The sequence below is a fragment of the Pseudomonas reinekei genome (assembly GCF_001945365.1).
Lineage (GTDB): Bacteria > Pseudomonadota > Gammaproteobacteria > Pseudomonadales > Pseudomonadaceae > Aquipseudomonas > Aquipseudomonas reinekei.
Genome location: NZ_MSTQ01000002.1, coordinates 175,217 through 195,468, shown reverse-complemented (window position 1 = coordinate 195,468; position 20,252 = coordinate 175,217). Strand labels below are relative to the sequence as shown.

Genomic DNA, 20,252 nt, shown 5'->3' with positions numbered 1-20,252 from the left:
GCTTGCCCCTGATTGTATTTCCGGGGGTAGTAACGTGAAGTCAAGTGGACCCCCACCACTGCGTCAAGAAAATGGCCGATAAGTGGTAGTGGTATTTTATGGATTGTAAGTGACTGATTTACGGCGCCTCTCTAAGTGCTTGTTAAATGGAAAAATCGTCAAAAAAGTCGCGATCTAGAGCCTTTGCTCAGTGTTACCAGCTGAGCCTGAGGCCCACATTAGCGGCGACACCCCGTTGCTGATTGCTGTCGATATTGCTGCTGTAGTCGACATTGGCATACACGCTGATGCTCGGTGCAAGGGTCAAGTTCGCGCCGATGCCCAGATCGGCCCATGATGACCGCTGCTCGGTGTCGATATCGGTGGTACCGGCAAAAGTGACCGTATCGGTACCCGAAAAGGTGTGCCACAGATTCGCCCTCAGATAGGGTTCCAGTGGCAGTCCGCTGACGTCATAGCGACCTTTGAGGCGAGCACCGAGTCGGCCGATCCAGGAGGGATCGGAATCGAACGCCACCTCGGAGATGCCATCGTTCTGGCTGTCGAGTTCGATCCGTTGATGGATCATCTGTGCCTGGGGTTCGACCACCCAATCATTGACCACCGCGAACGGATAACCGGCCTCCACGGACAGGGTCACGGCGTGCCCGTCGTTGTCGATTTTCAGGCCACGTTCGGAATGGCTGTCACCGTCGAGCCAGGTGTACATCGCTACGGCGTCGATGTAGGCATTGCCTGGATCGGTCAACGTCCAATAGGCACCGAGGCTGTCGCCTTCGAGTTCGACCTTGCCGGCGCGTCTGTCTTCGAAGCCCTGGTTGAACCCGTCGACGTCACCCTTCAAGCGGCTGTGGCCGACGAAGAAGCCCGTGCGCTGGGTTTGCCCGCCAGACAATTGCGAACCGAACAGATCGTTGCCGACCTGGAAACCGTTCAGCGAACCGTCGAGTTTCGGCGTGACGGTGCCAGCCCAGGTCTGTTCGAAGTTCTTGCCATAGACCCGACCCCAGCCCGCCCCGAAAGTACCGGTTTCGGTGAGCAGGCGTTGGTCGCCCTGACGATCGTGGAATGTGCCGAGTGCGTTCAGGGCCAGTTGTGCCGCCGCGGGTGGCAATACCGACCACGTCGGCACTTCCGGACGATACAGGGGAATGGGCGCGGCGCCGGGCGCGGGCGTCGGCAGCGCGGGGCTGCCGGCCGCTGCCACTGGCGCCGCCACCAGCGGCACCAGAATCGGTGGCAAGGTTGGGTCGGGGTTGGGTACCTCGACCAAAGGCGCTGCCACCACCGATGAACGCAAGAACCAACTGTTCTCGCTGCCAGGCGTTACGCCGCCCTTGTACAGGACGTAATCGAAAGCACCGGCCGACACTGGCGCCTTCAGACTGAAGGCGTCATTGCTGCTGACTGCGCTGCCTTGGGCCTGGACCACTTGTATGCCGTTTTGCAGGGTTTCAGCACCTGCGCCGCCCAGGTTGCTGACGGTGATCGCAGTGGAACCGGTCAAGCTGCCGTCGTTGACCACCAGTTTGTCGCTGGGCGAGTTGTCGCCGCCGAGTGCGCTTTGCACCCACAACTGGCCACCGCTGCCTGCATAATTGCCTTGTACGGTCAGGGTGTCGCTGGTGCGGGCGTTGCCGCTGCTGAGGTCGATGATCCCGGCGTTGTTCAAGGTGGCACCCTGGCCAGCAGTGAACGGCGTGATGCTGCCTTGGGTTGACGTTATGACGCTGCTGCCGTCGATGTTGAACATGCCGGTGCCGCTGACGCTGTCTCCGAGCACGAAGTTACCGTCGACGTCGAACCGGGCGCCATTGTTCAGGCTGACAGTTTCCCAGTTGATGTAGCGGGCGGCGCCGGCGGATGCAGTGTGATCAAAGGTTAACTGATCGGTGCCTGGGCCCCCGTCGATGCTCGGGGTCAGGGCGAGCGTGGTTTCACTCAGGTTGCGCACGATGGCGCTGTCATTGTCATCACCCATCAGGATTGCCGAGCGGATGATGCCGCCACCGTCCCATAGAAATGTGTCATTGCCGGCACTGGCGCGGATCTCGCCGACGATCTCGCCACCGGTCACGGTAATGCTGTCGTTACCGCCGCTGACACTGATATTGCCGCCAATCCTGCCGCCGGAAACGATGATGGTGTCGGTGCCGAACCCGGTGACCAGGTTGCCGATGATTTGCCCGCCAGACAGGTCGAACAGGTTGTTGTCGAGTTTCATGTCGACCCGGCCGATGGTGCCCCCGGTCATTCGGGCGGTATCACCGTCCTCGAAGGCGCCGACAATCGTACCGCCGGTCATCAGGAAGAAATCGCGGTTGTCACCCTGGGCCAGGGACTGGATCGTGCCGCCGGTCATGGTGAAATTGTCGATGCCATTGCCTTGGTTGACGGCTCCGGTGACTTGTCCGGCGCTGATGTTGAAGACATCCGCGCCGTCGCCCTGATCGACGGTGCCGACGATCTGCCCGGAGTCCATGTTGACGGTGTCGATGCCGGCGCCGAACGTCACGTTGCCATTGATCGTGCCAGTGCCGTTGGCGGGCAGGTTCAGGGTGTTATCACCGGCCAGGTCGCTCAGGGGACCGCCGGTGCCACTGTCACACAGGTGGGTATCGTTGCCGGCGGTAGGGGTGAAGGTGCACGCTGCCTGAGCGGTATGCGGCCAACCAATGAAGAGCAGGAAGGAGAACGCGCAGGCGCTGTAACGGTATTTGGGCAGGTCGGTAGCACGTGTCATGCAAGTCCCTCGCACGTTGATCAGTGGCTGACTGGCCTTTTCAACAATGACAAGGCATCAGCACCTTCGGCAGCGCGGGTTGCGAGACAACATCAGCAATGTGAATTCCCTTGTTCGGGGACTTCGAAAACTTCGGCAACGGTGGCTGCGGTGTTTGTTCGTAACCGCATGGGTACGGACGTCACGACCGTAACAGCAGTTTCCGGACACCGCTACTGACACAAATGACAGGTCGACTGACTTTTTGGCCGACCGAGGACGCAGAGTGGGCGCTTAGAGGTGGACTTCCACCGCCAGCGGCAAGTGGTCCGACAGGTGTGTCCAAGGCTTGCTGCCGAGTATTTTCGGATCGTGGCTGCTGGCATTGCGCAGATAGATGCGATCCAGCCGCAGCAGTGGAAAACGCGCCGGGTAGGTTTTGGCTGGGCGACCGTGGTGGCGCTCGAACGCCTCGTGCAGATAGTCACGGCGGGCGAGGGCGGCGTTGCCTTGCAGTTGCCAGTCGTTGAAATCGCCGGCAATGATCACAGGTGCGTCGTCAGGCAGGGATTCGAGCAGTTGGCATAGCAGCTGCAATTGCAACTGACGATGGCTTTCCAGAAGACTGAGATGCACGCAGATGGCGTGGACTTCGGCGTGTCCCGGCACATCGAGCACGCAGTGCAGCAAGCCCCGGCGCTCCGGACCGGTGATGGACACATCCAGGTTGCGGTATTCGCGAATCGGGTACTTCGACAACAGGGCGTTGCCGTGGTGGCCGTCGGGGTAGACCGCGTTGCGTCCGTAGGCAAAATCGCTCCACATGCTGTCCGCCAGAAATTCGTATTGCGAGGTCTGCGGCCAGTTGTTGTAACGGGACGAGTGGCCATCATGTTCGCCGACGACTTCCTGCAGAAACACCAGGTCCGCCGACGTGCTGCGCACCGCTTCTCGCAGCTCCGGGAGGATGAAACGTCGGTTCAGGGCGGTGAAGCCCTTGTGGGTATTGACCGTCAGTACTCGCAACCGATGAATGGCCGGGGGACTGGTCAGCGGCACCGACTCGGCCGTTTGTGGCTTGGAATGGGTGGTCACGTTCACTCCTCTGAATCCGGATGGCTTATGCATGCGACTGATGCGGCGCCGGGCAGTTCAGTTGGGGTGATCGCATGATCTATCAGCCTCCATCGCGAGCACGCTCGCTCCTACGGTCTGGATTCAGACAAACACGATTTCATAGGGCAAACGCATCCGCTCCAGCAGCACTCGGGGCAACAGCGGAGCGATGCCGATGGCGGGTTCGCCGTCCAGCTGGCTGGCGTAAGCGTGGGTGGCATGGCTTTTACGGGCGACTGTCCAGGTGTCCAGGCGCAGCTTGCGCGCGCGATGCCAGGGGATCAGTTCGCGATCCCGCGCTGGCCAGTGCCACGCCCAGACCGGCACTTCGTTGAATGTCGCCCCGGCGATTGATGCTGCAGTGGCGCTGGCTCGGCCCACGGCATCATGGTCGCTGAGACCATCCGCGGCCCAGGTGCTGAACACCACATCGCCGGGGCGCAGGTAACGGGCGATGAATTCGGTCAGCTCCAGTTCGTGCTCAGCCAGAACGTTGTCGGTAAAACCGCCACGAATCCATTTCAAGCTGTGCATGGGCAACCCAAGCCGACGCAGGGCTTCGACACTCTCTTGGGAACGAAACACACTCAAGCGCTTTTCCGACCACTGCTGCGAGGCCGGATGGCTGGCGCTACCGTCGGTGATCGAAATCAACTGCAGGGGATGACCCATCGTGCTCAGCAGTTGCAACAAGCCGCCGCAGGTCACCACTTCATCGCCCGGATGCGGGGCGATCACCACGGCGCGGGCACCGGGTGGGACCAAGGACTGCGTGCTGATGACCGGAATGTTGTCCAGCTGCAAGGCACTGTTCCAGATCTGTGCCGGCAGGCTGCTTTCGCTGAGGGAAACAGGTTTCATGAGGTGACGTCCTTGTGTCGTTACGCCTTCAGTCGTGCCCGATGCTGACAAGACCCGTGAGGGCGGGTTGATAACGATGCGCGGCATTCCCAACCCTGGAATGCCGCGCATCGAGTATTACTCATGGAATGTGATTCGTCGCGTCCGAGGTTCCCAACGGCCGCTTTTCAGCTGGCTGGTACGCGGCGAAGGTGTTTACTCCTCTTCCTCATGTTGCAACTCGAACAGCAGCAGCGAGCGGCCGGTGACCGAGTATTCGTGTCCGAACTCGAAACGCTCCTGGCCCCGGATCGACGGCTGGTTGGTGTCGATCATGCAGGTCCAGAATCCGCCATCGGGCACTTCCGGCAGCAGGAAGTTGACGATGTCGTGATGGGCATTGACCACCAGCAGCAGGGTCGCGTCGGCGCCTTTACGGCGAATGCCGGTTTCCTGTGCACGGCCATCCAGCAGCATGCCCATGCAGCGATTGTGCGCATCGTGCCAGTGTTCGGTGGTCATTTCGCTGCCATCCGCCGCCAGCCAGGTCACGTCCTTGACGCCGATGTCTTCGTTGTAATTGCCGACCAGAAAGCGTCCGCGCCGCAGGATCGGATAGGCCAGGCGCAATTTGATCAGGCGTTTGACGAACTTGAGCAATGCCTTGCCGTCTTCACTCAGGTCCCAATTGACCCAGCCGATTTCGCTGTCCTGACAATAGGCATTGTTGTTGCCGTCCTGGGTGCGGGCGAATTCGTCGCCGGCCACCAGCATCGGCGTGCCCTGAGCCAACAGCAGCGTGGCAAAGAAGTTGCGCATTTGCCGATGCCGCAACTCGTTGATTTCCGGATCGTCGGTCGGGCCTTCGACGCCATGGTTCCAGGACAGGTTGTTGTTGCTGCCGTCCTGATTGTTTTCGTCGTTGGCTTCGTTGTGTTTGTCGTTGTACGACACCAGATCGTTGAGGGTGAAACCGTCGTGGGCGGTGATGAAGTTCACCGAGGCATACGGCCGCCGGCCGCGCTGATTGAACATCTCGCCGGAAGCGGTCATGCGGCTGGCAAAGTCAGCCAGTTGCCCATCGTCGCCTTTCCAGAATGCGCGCACGGTGTCGCGAAACTTGTCGTTCCACTCGACCCAGCCCGGCGGGAAATTGCCCACCTGATAACCGCCGGGCCCACAGTCCCATGGCTCGGCAATCATCTTGACCTGGCGCAGCACCGGGTCCTGCCGGCAGGCCACAAGGAAGCTGTGACGCTCGTCGAAACCGTCGTGGTAGCGGCCGAGAATGGTCGCCAGGTCGAAACGGAAGCCGTCGACGTGCATCTCCGAGGCCCAGTAGCGAAGGGAGTCGGTGACCATTTGCAGCACGCACGGGTGGCTCAGGTCGAGGGTGTTGCCGGTGCCGGAATCGTTGATGTAGTAGCGTTTGTCGTCGGGCATCAAGCGGTAATACGAGGCGTTGTCGATGCCGCGCATGGACAGGGTCGGGCCTTGTTCGTTGCCCTCGGCCGTGTGGTTGTAAACCACGTCGAGGATCACTTCCAGATTGGCTTCGTGCAGGTGCGCGACCATCTCCTTGAACTCGGCGATCTTGCCGCTGGCCAGATAACGCGGGTCAGGGGCGAAGAAGGCGATGCTGTTGTAGCCCCAGTAATTGGTCATGCCTTTGTGCAGCAGGTGCTGGTCGTTGACGAAGGCGTGGATCGGCAGCAATTCAACGGTCGACACGCCGAGTTTACGAATGTGTTCCAGCACGTCGTCGACCATCAGGCCGGCGAAGGTGCCGCGTACGTTTTCCGGTACGGAAGGGTGGCGCATGCTGATGCCGCGCACATGGGTTTCGTAGATGATCGTTTTGTCCCACGGCACGCTGACGCGATGGTCATGACCCCACGTGTGCGCCGGGTCGATGACTTTGCATTTGGGCACGAAGGGTGCGCTGTCGCGTTCGTCGAAACTGAGATCGGCGTCGGGGTGGCCAATGGTGTAGCCGAACAATGCTTCGGACCATTTCAACTGGCCGACCAATTGCTTGGCATACGGGTCGATCAGCAGTTTGTTGTGGTTGAAGCGATGGCCGTTGGCCGGGTCGTACGGACCGTAGACGCGGTAGCCGTAGATCATACCCGGGTGGGCGTCAGGCAGGTAGCCGTGGTAGATCTCGTCGGTGTATTCCGGCAGTTCAATGCGTTCCAGTTCGACTTCGCCCGCATCATCGAAAATGCACAGTTCGACCTTGGTGGCGTTGGCAGAGAACAAGGCAAAGTTGACCCCCAGACCATCCCAGGTCGCACCCAGCGGAAAGGGCAGGCCTTCGCGGATGCGCGAAGGCTCGGCACGGGGGGCTGGCGTGTCTTTTATTGGACGGGTCATAGGTGCTCCTGCAATGGACGAATACGGATATTGGACGTGTGGGAGCGAGCAGGCTCGTTCCCACAGGTGTTTTGCGGGATGAGCCAGCCCGCAGTGGCGGGCTGACCCGCCACTTACTCATTCAGGACTACCGCTGAATAATCAGACCGCTGGCGGTTTTCGTACCGCGCGGGGCTTTTTCTCGGCGGCTTTTTCCCCGGGAGGAACGATGGAGGACGCCGCAGCCGGTTTGGCTTTCGCCTTCGCCGCTGCCACCTTGACCTCGCCAGCCTTGCCGTTGGCGGTTTTGCTGACGGCAGGTTTGCTGGCCGGCGCCTTCGGCGGCTTTTTCGGCGCCAGGGCTTCGGCCTCGGCCAGCTTGCGCGCCATCTCCCAGTGGCGCGATTCCTGGCCTTCTGGTTTCCCTTCTGATTCCCAGATCTGATAGGCAAACTCGCGGATGCGTTTATCGTCGGTACTCATCGCAATGCTCCTGAACTGAACTCAAGTGTCGATAGTTTGGATAATGAGATTGACCGGGAAATCCCCCAGCGCGTCGCTGATTAACAGCTCCTTGTGTTCTGTGACTGTGGCGCTGGAAAAAAGTCCCTTCAGATTTTCGCCTGCCGTGGTGAACGGCAAATGGATCCGGGTATCGCCCCACTGCGGCGCGTCCACGCGTGGCACGGCACTGTTTTCCAGCAGCGGCGCGCAACGGATCGGCACGATGACGATGGCGCGTTTACCCTCCCATTGGCGAACAAATCCAAGCACCCGATGGGCCTGGCTGCCGTTGATGTCGAGCGCCTGGTAGGTGCCATGTCGAAACAGCTCGGCGTGCTCGGCACGCAGGGTTAAAGTCCGCGCAATCAAGGCTTGCTTGATGCGCCCGTCGCGCCAGTGCTCCATCAAATCAGGCAGATTGAACGGCTGCTGCAAGGCCTGTTGGCGACTGGCGTAATCCACCGGGCGGCGGTTGTCCGGATCGACCAGCGAGAAGTCCCAGAACTCGTTGCCCTGATAGAGATCCGGCACGCCCGGCACGGTCATGCGCAGCAAAGTTTGCGCCAATCCATTGAGGGCGCCGGGTACGGCAATCGTGCGGACGACCTTGGCGAGGGCGGTGCGCAACAGGTCACCTTCGGGGCTCAACAGCAGGCGCTGGGTGAAGCGTTCGGTGGCTTGTTCGTAGACATCGTTGGGCGCGCTCCAGCTGCTCTGCAACTTGGCTTCGCGCAGGGCTTTGCGTTGCCATTGGCTGATGCGCTGGGCGAAGGCCTCAAGCGCCTGTGGGTCGTCGGGGCGCAGGTCCAGCGGCCAACTGCCAAGCAGTGCCTGATAGAGAAACAGCTCATCACCGGCAGATGGCATCTGGTCATCGTCGCGCAGCGGGCGGGCGAGGGCGTGCCAGAGACCGATCTGTTCGACGTACCACTTACTGCGCTCACTCAGGACGGCCAGGCGCGCGCGAGTATCTTCGCCGCGCTTGTGATCGTGGGTCGCGGTGGCGAGCAGGTTGTCGGGAAACAATTCCAGGCGCTTGCGGTTCGCCTCATGGAAATCAGATACCGGCGCACTGAATTGTTCGGTGCTGAAGCCGACGTCATTTCGCGACAGCAACACCGCCGAGCGATAGAACGCCGTGTCTTCCACTGCTTTCGCGGCGGCGGGAGACGTCAGCTGTTGAAAGCGCACGCAGGCATGCTTGAGGCGCTTGCGCAGGCGTCCGGCAGGGCGCTTGCGCCAGGCCTCGCCACCCAGCCAATTGGCCAGGCAGTCGAGCACCGGCCAGTCGGCCTCGCCCAGTGTCTGGCGGGCGCCGTCCATGGCCTGCTGGAAAAACACCTCGTCCTGGGCCGTACGGCCAAGGGCGCTGATGTAAGTGCGATATACCGAAAAATGCACGATCAATTCCTGCAACGCTCGCCGGATCGCGCCGAGCGTCAGGTCGCGGGTCATCAGGTCGTCCCGGGCCACCTGCAACAAAGCCTGGGCCACGCTTTCGAAATCCCCGGCGAGCGAGCCGTTGAGGATTTGCTGGCGCGCCAGTAGCGCTTCCTGGCGGAAGTCGGCCGGGCGTTCGCTGTAGCGCTGCCAGACTTCACCCAGCGCGTCTTCACCGTCGGGATCGTGTTGCAGCAGTGACAACTGATTCATGAATTCGTAGCCAGTGGTGCCATCCACCGACCAGTCGCGGTGCAGGGTTTCGCCTTCACCAAGGATTTTTTCGACGTAGATCGGCAAGTGCCGGCCCGGTGCCAGACTGTCGACCCGGCGCCGCAGTTTGCGACAGTAGCCCCGCGGGTCAGCCAGACCGTCGATATGATCGATGCGCAAGCCGTCGACCAGTCCCTCGGCCACCAGTTGGAAAATTTTGGCGTGGGTCGCCTCGAATACCGCTGGACGCTCGACCCGCAATCCACCCAGTTCGTTGACATCGAAAAAGCGCCGCCAATTGATGTCATCGGCGGCGGTGCGCCAACTGGCGAGGCGATAACTTTGGCGTTCGAGCAGGTCGTGCAGTCGCTGGAAGCCTTCGCTGGTCAGCGAGTCGTAGGCTTTCAGATTGTGCTCGATGCCTTCCAGGATCGCGGGGTGGCTGGCCAGTTCGCGCAACTCATCCTTCAACGCTATCGCCAGGCGGTGGGCGTCAGTTTGATAGCTCAGGGTGCTGAATCGGTCGGCCAGTAATTTGAGCGGCTCGGCTTCGGCCTTGAGCAGTTCCCCGTAATGGCTGGGGCAAATCGGAAAGTGGTGGTCGTAGTGCTCGACATAAAACGCACCGCGCTCATCGAAGCGCAGCTTCAGAGTGCCGTCCTGCAGGGCGATGCCGTAGTCGCTGCCAAGAAATGGCAACAGTAACTGGCCTTCCATCAACGGATCGGGCGAGTGCCACTGGATATCGAAGAACTCGCCGTACGGGCTCAGCCGTCCCCATTCCAGCAAGTCCAGCCACCAGGGATTGTCGTTGCCGCCAACCGCCATATGGTTGGAAACGATGTCGAGGATCAGCCCCATGTCGTGCCCGCGCAACGCGCTGACCAGACGCCGCAGCGCCGGTTCGCCGCCTAACTCCGGATTGACCGTGGTCGGGTCTACCACGTCATAGCCGTGCATCGAGCCGGCGCGGGCGCTCAGCAGGGGCGAGGCGTAAACGTGGCTGATCCCGAGGCGGGCAAAGTACGGCACCAGTGGCACCGCATCGTCCAGGGTGAATCCTTTATGGAATTGCAGTCGCAGGGTTGCCCGTAATGGCAGCATCGTCACTGGATTCATTGGTCACGCTCGGCCGCCTGGAGTCGCGCACAGGCGAGCAGTTCCAGACGCCGGGCGGCGTCGGGGTGATCGAGCAGCGCCTCGCTGAAACCGGGCAGTCGTCGCGACCAGTTCGGGTGGGAATCGATGGTGCCGGGCAGATTGGCCTGCTGTTCGATACCCAACGCATCTTCAAGCGGCAACAAGACCAAAGGCGCCCGGGTGTGGCCGAGGAAACGCACACTGGCGTCGAGCACCTGATCGGTCTCGTGGGACTCTTCGCGAAAGTTCTGTGGGTCCTGGCTCAACGTCCGGCGCAGGCCTTCGCGCTCGCGTTCGCGATGTTGACGCCACTCGATTTCGCCGCTGGCATCGACCAAGCCAAGGCGGGCGTTCCAGTCAATGTCGCGGCCATGCCACCAGCCATTAAGCGTTGGCAAGTCGTGGGTACTGGTGGTCGCCAAGGCGTTGTCGGGCCATTCGAGAATCGACTTGAAGTGGGTGTTGTCCTGTTCGAACAGCAGCACCCGCATGCCCAGTATTGAGCGTGCGACAAGTTTTTCCCGCAGGCCGTCCGGCACGGTGCCAAGGTCTTCGCCGAGCACGATGGCCTGGTGCCGATGGGATTCCAGCGTCAGCAGGCGCAGCAAATCGTCGACCGGGTAATAAAGGTAGGCGCCGTCGGCGGGCGATGCGCCGTTGGGGATCACCCATAAACGTTGCAAGCCCATGATGTGGTCGATCCGCAGGCCACCGGCATGGGCGAAATTGGCCCGGAGCATCTCGATGAAGGCACGGAAGCCGTGGCGCACCAGACCTTCCGGTGAAAACGCCGAGATCCCCCAACCTTGACCGGTGCGATTGAGAATGTCCGGTGGCGCGCCGACTGTCAGTGCAGCGAGCAATTCATCCTGGCGGCTCCAGGCCTGGCTGCCACCGCCATCGGCACCCACCGCCAGATCGGCGATCAGGCCAATGCCCATGCCACTGCTGCGGGCGGCGGCTTGCGCGCGCTCCAGGCAGCGGGTGATCAACCACTGGCAGAAAGCGAAGAAACCAATGCGCCCGGCATTCTCTTCGGCGAATTCAGCCAGCGCTGCGCTGCGCGGGTTGCGCCATTGTTCCGGCCACTCACGCCAATCGAGGCTTTCACCCTTGGCGGCCCGCGCTTCCTGGATGGCTTCGAAGCGGCAGTGGTTTTCCAGGGCTTCGCCACCGGCGTGGCGAAAACTGCTGAAATCGGCGTGCAAGGGGTGTTCGCCTTGCACGAAGCCCTCGTACAGCGCCTGCAATAGTCTGTGTTTGGCCTCGGCGGCGGTGGGCCAGTCGATCAGTGGCAGTTCTTCAAGGTGCTTGAGTGGGTCACCAAGGCCGGTGGCATCAATGGCGGCGCGCATGGCCCGCTCACCGAGAATGGCACCCGGCGCGCAGTACAGGCTATTGAGAAACAAACGGCTGGACGGCGAATAAGGGCTGTAACGCTGAGTATCGTTGCTGAACATCGCGTGCAGCGGGCTGATCGCCAGTGCTTCGGCACCGCGCTCGCCGGCTACCCGCGCCAGATCTTCCAGCGCCTGGGTATCACCGAATCCGCCGTCGCCGGCACGCCGCAAGGCATACAGTTGAACGCTCAGGCCCCAGGTGCGGGGGATCGGGCTGTCGACCGCATCGCCGACGCTGTAGCAGCGTTCCGGGGCCACGGCCAGGGTAAAGGTTTGACCGTCGATGCTGACGTGCTGATAACCCACCGGGATCAGGCCCGGCAGAATCGCCTCGGCATCGAGCTTCAGATTCAGTCGTGAGCCGTCTTCAAGGTGAATCTCGCAGGGTGTCTCCGGCTGGAAATACCGGGCCAGGTCGAGCCCGGTACCGACGTCCACGGTCATCATGGGGGGCAGGTGCCGGGTATCCTGAGCCCGTTGCAGTTCTTGCAGGCTGGCATCGATTTCCTGGGCACTGCCGGCCGGATGGCCCAGGCCGGTGAGGACGTTGCGCAGCACGGAGGGTGCGACTTTTTGCGGGCGGCCATTGGCGTCGATCCAGTCGACTGCCAGGCCGGCGCGGCTTGCAAGGATTTCAAGTTGCGCATCACTCATTGGCGCTCTCCATCAAGGGGTAGCAAAGGGGTTGCGGCGGTGAGGCTGACAAGCGCGCAATACGGGGCAAGGGTGCCTTGTTGCAGTCGTTGAGCTGACCCTGACGGATGTTCGAACAGCCAGTTCGCGTCGGTGGGCGGCTTGTGCGGCAGCGGTGTGTGGCCGAGGTTCAGGTCGATGCGCAGCTGGCTGCCATCGCCCAGACACCAACTCGCGCTCACTGCGCCGGGAGCCAATACGCTGGCGTTCAGTGCATGGGCACTGGGCAAGCGCGGGACGATGTGCTGGTGGCGCAGCTGTAGCAGGTGCCGGTACAGCTCGTGGATCTGCGATGGCTCGCGGGCTGATAGTGTTGGCCGCGATGCGTCAAACGTCGGCGGTGCATTCGGGTCCGGAATTTGCTCGCGCTTATGCGGATCAGCAAAGGCGCTGAACGCGGCAAACTCGTTACGCCGGCCTTCGCGCACCAGCCGTGCGAGCTCACCGTGATGGCTGGTGAAAAACAGAAACGGCTGCTCCGCCGCGAACTCGTCACCCATGAACATCAGCGGGATCATCGGCGACAGCAGCAACAAAGCCGTTGCCGCTTTCAAAGCGTCAGCATGAGCCAGTTGATGCAGACGCTCGCCGAAGGCGCGGTTGCCAATCTGGTCATGGTTCTGCAAAAACAGCACAAAGGCGCTGGGCGGCAGATGCCCACTGGGTTCTCCGCGCGCCTCGCCGTGGCGGTTGATATGGCCCTGAAACACAAAACCCTGGCTCAAACAGCGGGCCAGTTGTTCGGTGGGATTTTGCGCGTAGTCAGCGTAGTAGGCGTCGGTTTCGCCGGTCAGCAATACGTGCAATGCGTTGTGGCCGTCATCGTTCCACTGCGCGTCGTAACCTTGCTCGAGCAAACTGGCCTGGTTGTGTTCGTTTTCTACCATCAGCCAGACATGCCGTAACGGATCGGTCTGCTGACGCACCCGTTGCGCCAGCTCCTGAAGGAAATCCGGGTCTTCGATGGCATGCACGGCGTCCAGGCGCAGACCGTCGAAGCGGTACTCCAGCAGCCACATCAACGCGTTTTCGATGAAGAAGTCCCGCACCTCGCGCCGACGAAAATCAATGGCCGCACCCCACGGCGTGTGCTTGTCCTCGCGGAAGAAACTTTTGGCGTAGCGATGCAGGTAGTTGCCGTCGGGCCCGAAGTGGTTGTAGACCACGTCAAGAATCACCGCCAGGCCAAAGCCGTGGGCAGTATCGATCAGGTGCTTGAGTTGTTCAGGTGTACCGTATGAAGCCTGGGGCGCATACGGCAGCACGCCGTCATAACCCCAATTGCGCTCACCGGGAAACTGCGCGATGGGCATCAGCTCGATTGCGGTCACGCCGAGCTCGACCAAGCGAGCCAGCTGCTGCTCGACCGCTTGAAAGCCGCCGAGCACGCCGACGTGCAATTCGTAGATCACCGCTTCGCACCACGGTCGCCCCAGCCAGGTGCTGTGTCGCCACTGATAGGCAAGCGGATCGACCACCACGCTGTGTTGGTCGATGTCGCCGGCCTGGGCGCGGGAAGCCGGGTCGGGCACCTCCAATTCGCCATCGATGTTAAATCGATAACGAGTCCCCGCAGGGCACCGAGCATTGATCACGAACCAGCCGTCGGCCTGAGGCAGCATCGGCAAGGACTGTCCATTTTCCAACTCGACACTGACGTAAAACGCATCTGGCGCCCACAACGCGAATCGCGTCTGTTCTGCGTCCAGCTTGATTGCGCCGTGGGGCCAGGTCTCAAGGGTCCGAAACGGCATTTCCAAAACCCCTTATTGTTTGTGCGTTTTCCCCAAGGCCTTGGCCACCAGTTGTTCGTAGAGTTCGGCGTAGGGTTCGACGGCTTTGCACCAGTTGAAAGGCGCAGCCATGGCCCGGCAGCGCATGGCATGCAACAAGCCCGGAAAGGCGAAGACCTTGAACGCACGGCTCAGGGCTTCCTGATAACTTTCCACCGTGGATTCATCGAAGAGGAAACCGGTCACGCCGTTTTCAATGGTGTCGGCCAGGCCCCCGGTATTGCGCGCCACCGGCAGGGAACCGAAGCGTTGGGCGTACATCTGGCTCAAGCCGCAGGGTTCATAACGCGATGGCATCAACAGGAAATCGCTGCCGGCGAACATGCGCCGGGCATCGGTTTCGTTAAAGCCGATGCGCACGCCGATCTGCCCCGGAAACCGCAGGGCCAGCTCGCGCATCGCTTGTTCTTCTTCCGGCTCGCCACGGCCGATGATCGCGATCTGGCCACCGGATTTGACGATGTATTCGGACACCGCTTCGGTGAGGTCCAGGCCTTTCTGGTAAACCAGACGCGAGACCACGGCGAACAATGGACCCTCGGAGTCTTCAAGGCCAAACAGTTCACGCACATGGGCAGCGTTGGCGGCTTTGCCCTCCCAGTCGCCAATGCTGAACGGACGGAACAGGTGGGCGTCAGTGGCGGCATCCCAGCTTTCGTCGATGCCGTTGGGGATGCCGCTGAGCAAGCCTTGCTGGGTCTTGGCGGCGAGAAAACCATCGAGACCGCAGCCGAAATCCGGTGTGGTGATTTCCTGGGCGTAGGTCGCGCTGACGGTGGTGATGTGGCTCGAGTAGGCCATGCCGGCCTTGAGGAACGACATTTTGCCGTAGAACTCCATGCCTTCCTGTTGCAGCGCGTGATGGGGAATACCCAGTTCCGGGCAGGACCCCAGGCTGGTCACGCCTTGGTACGCGAGGTTATGGATGGTGAACAGCGTTGGGGTGCGTTGCCCGCGCCAGTGCATGTAGGCCGGCGCCAGCCCTGCAGGCCAGTCGTGGGCGTGCACCAGGTCCGGGCACCAGTGAATTTGTGCGAGGTTGGCGGCGATGTCGGCCGCTGCCAGGCCCAGGCGGGCGAAACGAATATGGTTGTCCGGCCAGTCCCGGCCGTTGTTGGCGCCGTAGGGCGAACCTTCACGCTCGTAGAGTTCAGGGCAGATCAACACGTAAATGACCAGACCGTCGGGCATGTCCATGCGCCCGATTTTGCACGGCGGCAATGCGGCGTGCCCACCGAGTTCGCCGATGATGTGAATCGGGTTTTCGCTGTGTAGCACCTGCGGATAACCGGGGATCAGCACCCGTACATCGTGCAGGTGCGCCATGGCCCGGGGCAGTGCGGCAGAAACGTCGCCCAGACCACCGGTTTTGACCAGGTCGGCGATTTCAGAGGTGACGAACAAGACCTTTTTCTTGTTCGGATTCTGGCTGGCCACGGGGGCCAGTGTCTTGCCACCGGGAACACTGATCGATTGGGCAGCGGGTGCACTCACGGTGCTTGATTCGCCGACATGCTGATGAGCACGCTCTCCCTTTACATCTAATGCCGCACTGATCATATGAATCTCCCGTGTTATTGATCTAATTCTCAGGTCTGGCAAATGGTTGGGTGACCAATTCCTGTGGTCGTGCACTAAAACGCTGCGCAACAGTGAGCAGGCGCTGCCCAATGCGCTGAAGCAGAAGGGGTGGATTAGCCATTGCAAGGATTGCACCAGTCGCAACGCACCTACCGTTCAGTCGACCGACCATCGATGGCAAAAGTTTCGACTTTTTTTCCAGTTTGTGACCGACCGGTTTTGCCCCGCGAAAATGAGTCTAGGCCAGAACTTAGAGCGGGATAGGCCAGATGGCAAAATTGTTCGACAATCGGTTTAAAGAGGTACGGACGTGCCGGATTGCGGGGCGAACGCACCGACGAAGTGCAGGTTTTTTTGGGAAATTGGTAAAAAATGAAGCAGAACTGTCACAACGATGTGCGTAGGCGAACCGTTGTCTTGCACCATTGCGGTGCGTAGTTTCGGCTGGCGTGGTGGCTGTCAGGGACTCATCGCGAGCAGGCTCGCTCCCACAGGTTTCTTCTAGGGTAACGATTCCTGCAGGAGCAAGCCTGCTCGCGATGAACGATGACTCGATATCAGTGAAGCAACCGGATGGGCTCTCCAGCGGCCCAAGCGCGTATATCTTCAATCATCTGCGCAAAGAACAGATGGTAGTTCTGCTGGCTGACGTACCCGACATGCGGCGTCGCCAGCACGTTCTCCAGGGTCCGGAACGGATGATGGGGCGGCAACGGCTCGACGTCGAACACATCCAGCGCAGCACCTGCCAGTTGCCGTTTCTGCAAGGCCTTGACCAGCGCCGCTTCATCGACGATCGGCCCGCGTGCGGTGTTGACCAGCAATGCAGTGGGTTTCATCCAGCTCAAGGCCTTGGCGTCCACCAGGCCTCGGGAGCGGTCGCTGAGCACCAGATGCACCGACAACACGTCGGCCTGTTCGAACAGTTCCTGTTTGCTGACGTAGGTCACGCCGACCTGCGCCGCCCGCTCTGCGGTGAGGTTTTCACTCCAGGCAATCACGCGCATGCCGAACACCTGGCCGAACTGCGCCACGCGTTGACCGATGCTGCCCAGGCCGACGATCGCCAGGGTCTTGCCATGCAAATCACCCCCCAGACCCTGTTGCCATTGGCCGGCGCGCAGGGCATTGGCTTCGGCAACCAGATTGCGGGTGGCGGCCATGATCAATGCCCAGGTCAATTCCGGAGCGGCATGCTTGTAGCTGTCGGTGCCGCACACCTGGATGCCCAGCGCCGCCGCCGCCTTGAAATCGAGGGCGGCATTGCGCATGCCGCCGGTCACCAGCAGTTTGAGTCGGGGCAGGCGGCGCAGCAGGTCTTCGTCGAATCGCGTACGTTCACGCATCACGCAGATCACTTCGAACGCCTCCAGGCGCTGGGCCAGGGTTTCGTGATCGGCAGGGTAGTCGTGGATGAAACTCACCTGGCCGACGTCTTCCAGTTCCGACCAGTCAACCACGTTGCGCGCCACGTCCTGCCAATCGTCAATCACTGCAATCTGCACCGCCATAGCCTTACCTCAGTTAACGCACGGGGTTGGTTCTGTTCAGCCAGTCGAGCAAGGCCTTGTGGAATTTCGCCGGTTCTTCCATTTGCGGAGCGTGGCCCAGACCCGGGAATTCCACCAGCGTCGACTGGGGAATGAGTTTTGCCACCTGCTTGCCGAGTACGTCATACCGGCCGATTTTCGCCTTGACCTCGGGAGAGGCGAGGTCTTTGTTGATCGCCGTGCTGTCGGACGTACCGATCAACAACAGGGTCGGCAGTTTCAGGTCCTTGAACTCGTAATACACCGGCTGGGTGAAGATCATGTCGTAAATCAGTGCCGAGTTCCATGCAACCTGAGTCTTGCCCGGGCCTTTGGCCAGGCCGGCGTACATGTCTACCCAGCGGTCAAACTCCGGCTTCCAGCGGCCGTCGTAGTAGGTGCTGCGTTGATAGTCATGAATGCCTTGGGCGTTGACCTTCAGTTCACGCTGGTACCACTGATCGACGGTGCGGTAGGGCACGCCGATGGCCTTCCAGTCTTCCAGGCCGATGGGGTTGACCAGGGCCAGTTGTTCAACCTGATCGGGATACTGCAGCGCGTAACGGGTGGCGAGCATGCCGCCGGTAGAATGGCCCAGCAGGGAGGCTTTCTGAATGCCGAGGGCTTTGAGCAATTGTTGGGTGTTGCTCGCCAGTTGCTGGAAGGTGTACTGATAGTGGTCAGGCTTGCTGGACGTACAGAAACCGATCTGGTCCGGCGCGATGACCCGATACCCGGCGTCGCTCAATGCCTTGATCGATGTTTCCCAGGTGGCCCCGCAAAAGTTCTTGCCGTGCATCAGCACCACGCTGCGACCATTGGCCTTGCCATGGGCGGCGACGTCCATGTAACCCATTTGCAGGGATTCGCCCTGGGACTCGAAGGCGAAGTGCTTGACGGTGTAGGGGTATTCGAAGCCTTGCAACTCGGGGCCGTAGGCCGGGCCTTCAGCGGCAAGGGCTGGCAGTGATGCGGTCAGCAGCAGGCCAGGAAGCCAGAATGAGCGGGTCAGGGGCATGGGGAACTCCATTGAAAATCCATCGATGCTGGATCGGGATGATTAGGGCGACATTAACAAGGCAATCGCCGTCCCACTTGGTTCAACCCATCCAGCCCAAAGTGGCCAGCGCGACAGCGCCATAACGGGCACCCTTGGCCAGGGTCACGATCAGCAGGAAACGCCCCAAGGGCTCACGCATCACGCCGGCCACCAGGGTCAGAGGGTCACCGATGATCGGCGCCCAACTGAGCAGCAGCGACCAATGCCCGTAGCGCTGATAATGGTGACGGGCTTTTTCCAGATGTGCAGGGCTGACCGGAAACCACCTGCGGTCACGGTAGCGCTCCACGGCGCGCCCCAGCCACCAGTTCACCAGCGAACCGAGGACATTGCCCAGAGTCGCCACCGCCAGCAATGCCCAAAGCCAATACTTGTCGCTGAGCAGCAAGCCCACCAGCAGCGCTTCGGACTGCAAAGGCAGCAGGGTAGCGGCGCCGAAGGCCGCCAGGAACAGACTGATATAGGCGCCGAAAATCAATGGGCCGGGTAATCCGCCACGACCATGTCCGTACCGTCCTTTTTCAGGCCGATCACTTGGTAGGCATCGCTCATGCCGTCCATCTCCATGCCGGGCGAACCCATGGGCATGCCGGGCGCTGCGACGCCTAGCAGATCGTCGCGTTTGCTCAGGGCCATGACCTGATCGGCAGGGACATGGCCTTCGACGAATTTGCCGTTGATCAAACCGGTGTGGCAGGACGCCAGGCGCGGGGGGACGCCATGTTGTTGCTTGAACTCACTCATGTTGGCTTCGACATGGTCCTCGACCTTGAAGCCATTGGCTTCCAGGTGGGTGATCCATTTTTTGCAGCAGCCGCAGTTGGCGTCGCGATGAACTTCGATCGGGATCAGGTCGGCGGCCTGGGCCAGGGAGGAAATGAACAGGGCGCTCAAGGCAGCCAGACGCAGAGGGGTTCGCATGTTGGCAAGGGTCTCGGGTTTGAGAGCGAAAAAACGCATTCTGACCGGTTTCCCTGGCGATGAGAGGGGACATTGTTACCGGGTTATACAAAAAGATGCAGACGCCCGGCTTTCCGCCGATGGCGTTCTCAAGTGCGCTATCGCCAGCAACATTTACAACTTCTCATGGTAAACGCGGCAGTGAAGCCAAAACGCTTCATCGGCTGTAACATGAGACCCCGTTTGCAGCGCCCCATCCCCGGAAAACGGTAAGGGCTTGGCATGCATTCGGATACAAAACGGATGCATTTATTCAGATTCAGGAAATGGTAATGACCCAGTCGCAACGTTTGAAATATTCGATTCTGATCTCCCTGGTGGTGCTGGGGATCATGTTTGGCCTTTCGTATTTGCAGAACACCGGCGTCATCAGCGAAAAACTGTTTCAGTACATCGCCATTGGCGTCGCGGTGGTCGTGGTGGTCGTCAATGGCGTGATGCGCCGCAAGGTCAAGCCCTGAGTCGCGAGACCCTGGCCAGGCTTGATCAACCGATGTGCAGCGCGGCAGCGGCCCGAGGGTCGAGGCTGTAGCTTTTGTCCGGGTTGAGGACAATCACGCCTTCGCTGCACAGACGCCTCAACACTTCGCGCACGCTCAGAAAGGACAGGGGAATATCCAAGTCCAGCAGATGACTGTGCACGCCGCGCACGCCAAGGCTGCGCTCGCTTTCGGCAGCTGTCAGAAGGGCGTCGATGACTTTCAGGCGAATCAGACTGGTTCGCAAGCCAAAGCTTTTGAGCAGGAAGCGAATCCGCTCGTTGCCATGGCGCTCGGTACGCTGGTCGAAAACACCGACCCCAATGGAGGTACCCTTTGGCGCGTTGCTGCCGTCCGTTGGCAGATGCGAGTTGTACATTGCAAAAACTCCTTTTCAGAGCCTGATCAGGAAAAATGGGGCGCTCTT

General features: G+C 60.8%; 15 protein-coding genes. 1 reads left to right on the top strand and 14 read right to left on the bottom strand.

Annotated features, from left to right (window positions below):
- Positions 1 to 193: 193 nt before the first annotated feature.
- The 13 genes from BVK86_RS03440 to BVK86_RS03380 all read right to left on the bottom strand — a co-directional run bounded on the left by BVK86_RS03440 (position 194) and on the right by BVK86_RS03380 (position 19,307).
- A complete protein-coding gene (locus BVK86_RS03440) occupies positions 194 to 2,743 on the bottom strand; it encodes an autotransporter family protein (RefSeq protein WP_075945094.1) in 2,550 nt (849 codons plus the stop codon).
- Positions 2,744 to 3,016: 273 nt separating this feature from the next.
- On the bottom strand, positions 3,017 to 3,817 hold the full coding sequence (locus tag BVK86_RS03435; RefSeq protein ID WP_075945313.1) for an endonuclease/exonuclease/phosphatase family protein: 801 nt from the start codon (positions 3,815 to 3,817) through the stop codon (positions 3,017 to 3,019).
- 123 nt (positions 3,818 to 3,940) lie between these two features.
- A complete protein-coding gene (locus BVK86_RS03430) occupies positions 3,941 to 4,699 on the bottom strand; it encodes a PIG-L deacetylase family protein (RefSeq protein ID WP_075945093.1) in 759 nt (252 codons plus the stop codon).
- A gap of 195 nt (positions 4,700 to 4,894) precedes the next feature.
- The gene (glgX, locus tag BVK86_RS03425) at positions 4,895 to 7,054 is read right to left on the bottom strand and encodes a glycogen debranching protein GlgX (protein WP_075945092.1); all 2,160 of its coding nucleotides are present in this window, start codon (positions 7,052 to 7,054) and stop codon (positions 4,895 to 4,897) included.
- A gap of 141 nt (positions 7,055 to 7,195) precedes the next feature.
- The gene (locus BVK86_RS03420) at positions 7,196 to 7,516 is read right to left on the bottom strand and encodes a DUF2934 domain-containing protein (RefSeq protein WP_075945091.1); all 321 of its coding nucleotides are present in this window, start codon (positions 7,514 to 7,516) and stop codon (positions 7,196 to 7,198) included.
- Positions 7,517 to 7,537: 21 nt separating this feature from the next.
- Positions 7,538 to 10,309: a malto-oligosyltrehalose synthase gene (locus BVK86_RS03415; protein WP_075945090.1), complete on the bottom strand. Its 2,772-nt coding sequence runs from the start codon at positions 10,307 to 10,309 to the stop codon at positions 7,538 to 7,540.
- Positions 10,306 to 12,384: a 4-alpha-glucanotransferase gene (gene malQ / locus BVK86_RS03410; protein ID WP_075945089.1), complete on the bottom strand. Its 2,079-nt coding sequence runs from the start codon at positions 12,382 to 12,384 to the stop codon at positions 10,306 to 10,308. Before malQ ends, BVK86_RS03415 begins: the two co-directional genes overlap by 4 nt.
- The gene (gene treZ, locus BVK86_RS03405; RefSeq protein WP_075945088.1) at positions 12,381 to 14,177 is read right to left on the bottom strand and encodes a malto-oligosyltrehalose trehalohydrolase; all 1,797 of its coding nucleotides are present in this window, start codon (positions 14,175 to 14,177) and stop codon (positions 12,381 to 12,383) included. The genes malQ and treZ overlap by 4 nt, the downstream gene beginning before the upstream one ends.
- A 12-nt stretch (positions 14,178 to 14,189) precedes the next feature.
- A complete protein-coding gene (gene glgA / locus BVK86_RS03400) occupies positions 14,190 to 15,776 on the bottom strand; it encodes a glycogen synthase GlgA (RefSeq protein WP_075945087.1) in 1,587 nt (528 codons plus the stop codon).
- A 578-nt stretch (positions 15,777 to 16,354) separates the two neighbouring features.
- The gene (locus BVK86_RS03395; protein WP_075945086.1) at positions 16,355 to 17,308 is read right to left on the bottom strand and encodes a D-2-hydroxyacid dehydrogenase family protein; all 954 of its coding nucleotides are present in this window, start codon (positions 17,306 to 17,308) and stop codon (positions 16,355 to 16,357) included.
- A 13-nt stretch (positions 17,309 to 17,321) separates the two neighbouring features.
- Positions 17,322 to 18,344 (bottom strand): alpha/beta fold hydrolase, encoded by a 1,023-nt coding sequence (locus tag BVK86_RS03390; RefSeq protein ID WP_075945085.1) that lies wholly within the window; start codon positions 18,342 to 18,344, stop codon positions 17,322 to 17,324.
- Positions 18,345 to 18,426: 82 nt separating this feature from the next.
- On the bottom strand, positions 18,427 to 18,861 hold the full coding sequence (locus tag BVK86_RS03385; RefSeq protein ID WP_075945312.1) for a YqaA family protein: 435 nt from the start codon (positions 18,859 to 18,861) through the stop codon (positions 18,427 to 18,429).
- Entirely contained in the window at positions 18,861 to 19,307 is a 447-nt protein-coding gene (locus BVK86_RS03380; protein ID WP_075945311.1) for a DUF411 domain-containing protein, read from the bottom strand. The genes BVK86_RS03385 and BVK86_RS03380 overlap by 1 nt, the downstream gene beginning before the upstream one ends.
- A gap of 311 nt (positions 19,308 to 19,618) precedes the next feature.
- Here BVK86_RS03380 and BVK86_RS03375 point away from each other — a divergent pair, with 311 nt between their 5' ends.
- Positions 19,619 to 19,807, top strand: coding sequence for a hypothetical protein (locus tag BVK86_RS03375; RefSeq protein ID WP_075945084.1), 189 nt, complete (start codon positions 19,619 to 19,621; stop codon positions 19,805 to 19,807).
- Between the two features lie 25 nt (positions 19,808 to 19,832).
- Here the strand turns inward: BVK86_RS03375 and BVK86_RS03370 are convergent, their stop codons facing one another.
- On the bottom strand, positions 19,833 to 20,204 hold the full coding sequence (locus BVK86_RS03370; protein ID WP_075945083.1) for a fe2+ zn2+ uptake regulation protein: 372 nt from the start codon (positions 20,202 to 20,204) through the stop codon (positions 19,833 to 19,835).
- Positions 20,205 to 20,252 lie beyond the last annotated feature (48 nt).

What these genes read in the sequence shown, in the direction of transcription:
- BVK86_RS03440 (WP_075945094.1), bottom strand. Translation starts at nt 2,743, where the DNA reads ATGACACGTGCTACCGACCTGCCCAAATACCGTTACAGCGCCTGCGCG.
- BVK86_RS03430 (WP_075945093.1), bottom strand. Translation starts at nt 4,699, where the DNA reads ATGAAACCTGTTTCCCTCAGCGAAAGCAGCCTGCCGGCACAGATCTGG.
- glgX (WP_075945092.1), bottom strand. Translation starts at nt 7,054, where the DNA reads ATGACCCGTCCAATAAAAGACACGCCAGCCCCCCGTGCCGAGCCTTCG.
- BVK86_RS03420 (WP_075945091.1), bottom strand. Translation starts at nt 7,516, where the DNA reads ATGAGTACCGACGATAAACGCATCCGCGAGTTTGCCTATCAGATCTGG.
- BVK86_RS03415 (WP_075945090.1), bottom strand. Translation starts at nt 10,309, where the DNA reads ATGAATCCAGTGACGATGCTGCCATTACGGGCAACCCTGCGACTGCAA.
- malQ (WP_075945089.1), bottom strand. Translation starts at nt 12,384, where the DNA reads ATGAGTGATGCGCAACTTGAAATCCTTGCAAGCCGCGCCGGCCTGGCA.
- treZ (WP_075945088.1), bottom strand. Translation starts at nt 14,177, where the DNA reads ATGCCGTTTCGGACCCTTGAGACCTGGCCCCACGGCGCAATCAAGCTG.
- glgA (WP_075945087.1), bottom strand. Translation starts at nt 15,776, where the DNA reads ATGATCAGTGCGGCATTAGATGTAAAGGGAGAGCGTGCTCATCAGCAT.
- BVK86_RS03395 (WP_075945086.1), bottom strand. Translation starts at nt 17,308, where the DNA reads ATGGCGGTGCAGATTGCAGTGATTGACGATTGGCAGGACGTGGCGCGC.
- BVK86_RS03390 (WP_075945085.1), bottom strand. Translation starts at nt 18,344, where the DNA reads ATGCCCCTGACCCGCTCATTCTGGCTTCCTGGCCTGCTGCTGACCGCA.
- BVK86_RS03380 (WP_075945311.1), bottom strand. Translation starts at nt 19,307, where the DNA reads ATGCGAACCCCTCTGCGTCTGGCTGCCTTGAGCGCCCTGTTCATTTCC.
- BVK86_RS03375 (WP_075945084.1), top strand. Translation starts at nt 19,619, where the DNA reads ATGACCCAGTCGCAACGTTTGAAATATTCGATTCTGATCTCCCTGGTG.
- BVK86_RS03370 (WP_075945083.1), bottom strand. Translation starts at nt 20,204, where the DNA reads ATGTACAACTCGCATCTGCCAACGGACGGCAGCAACGCGCCAAAGGGT.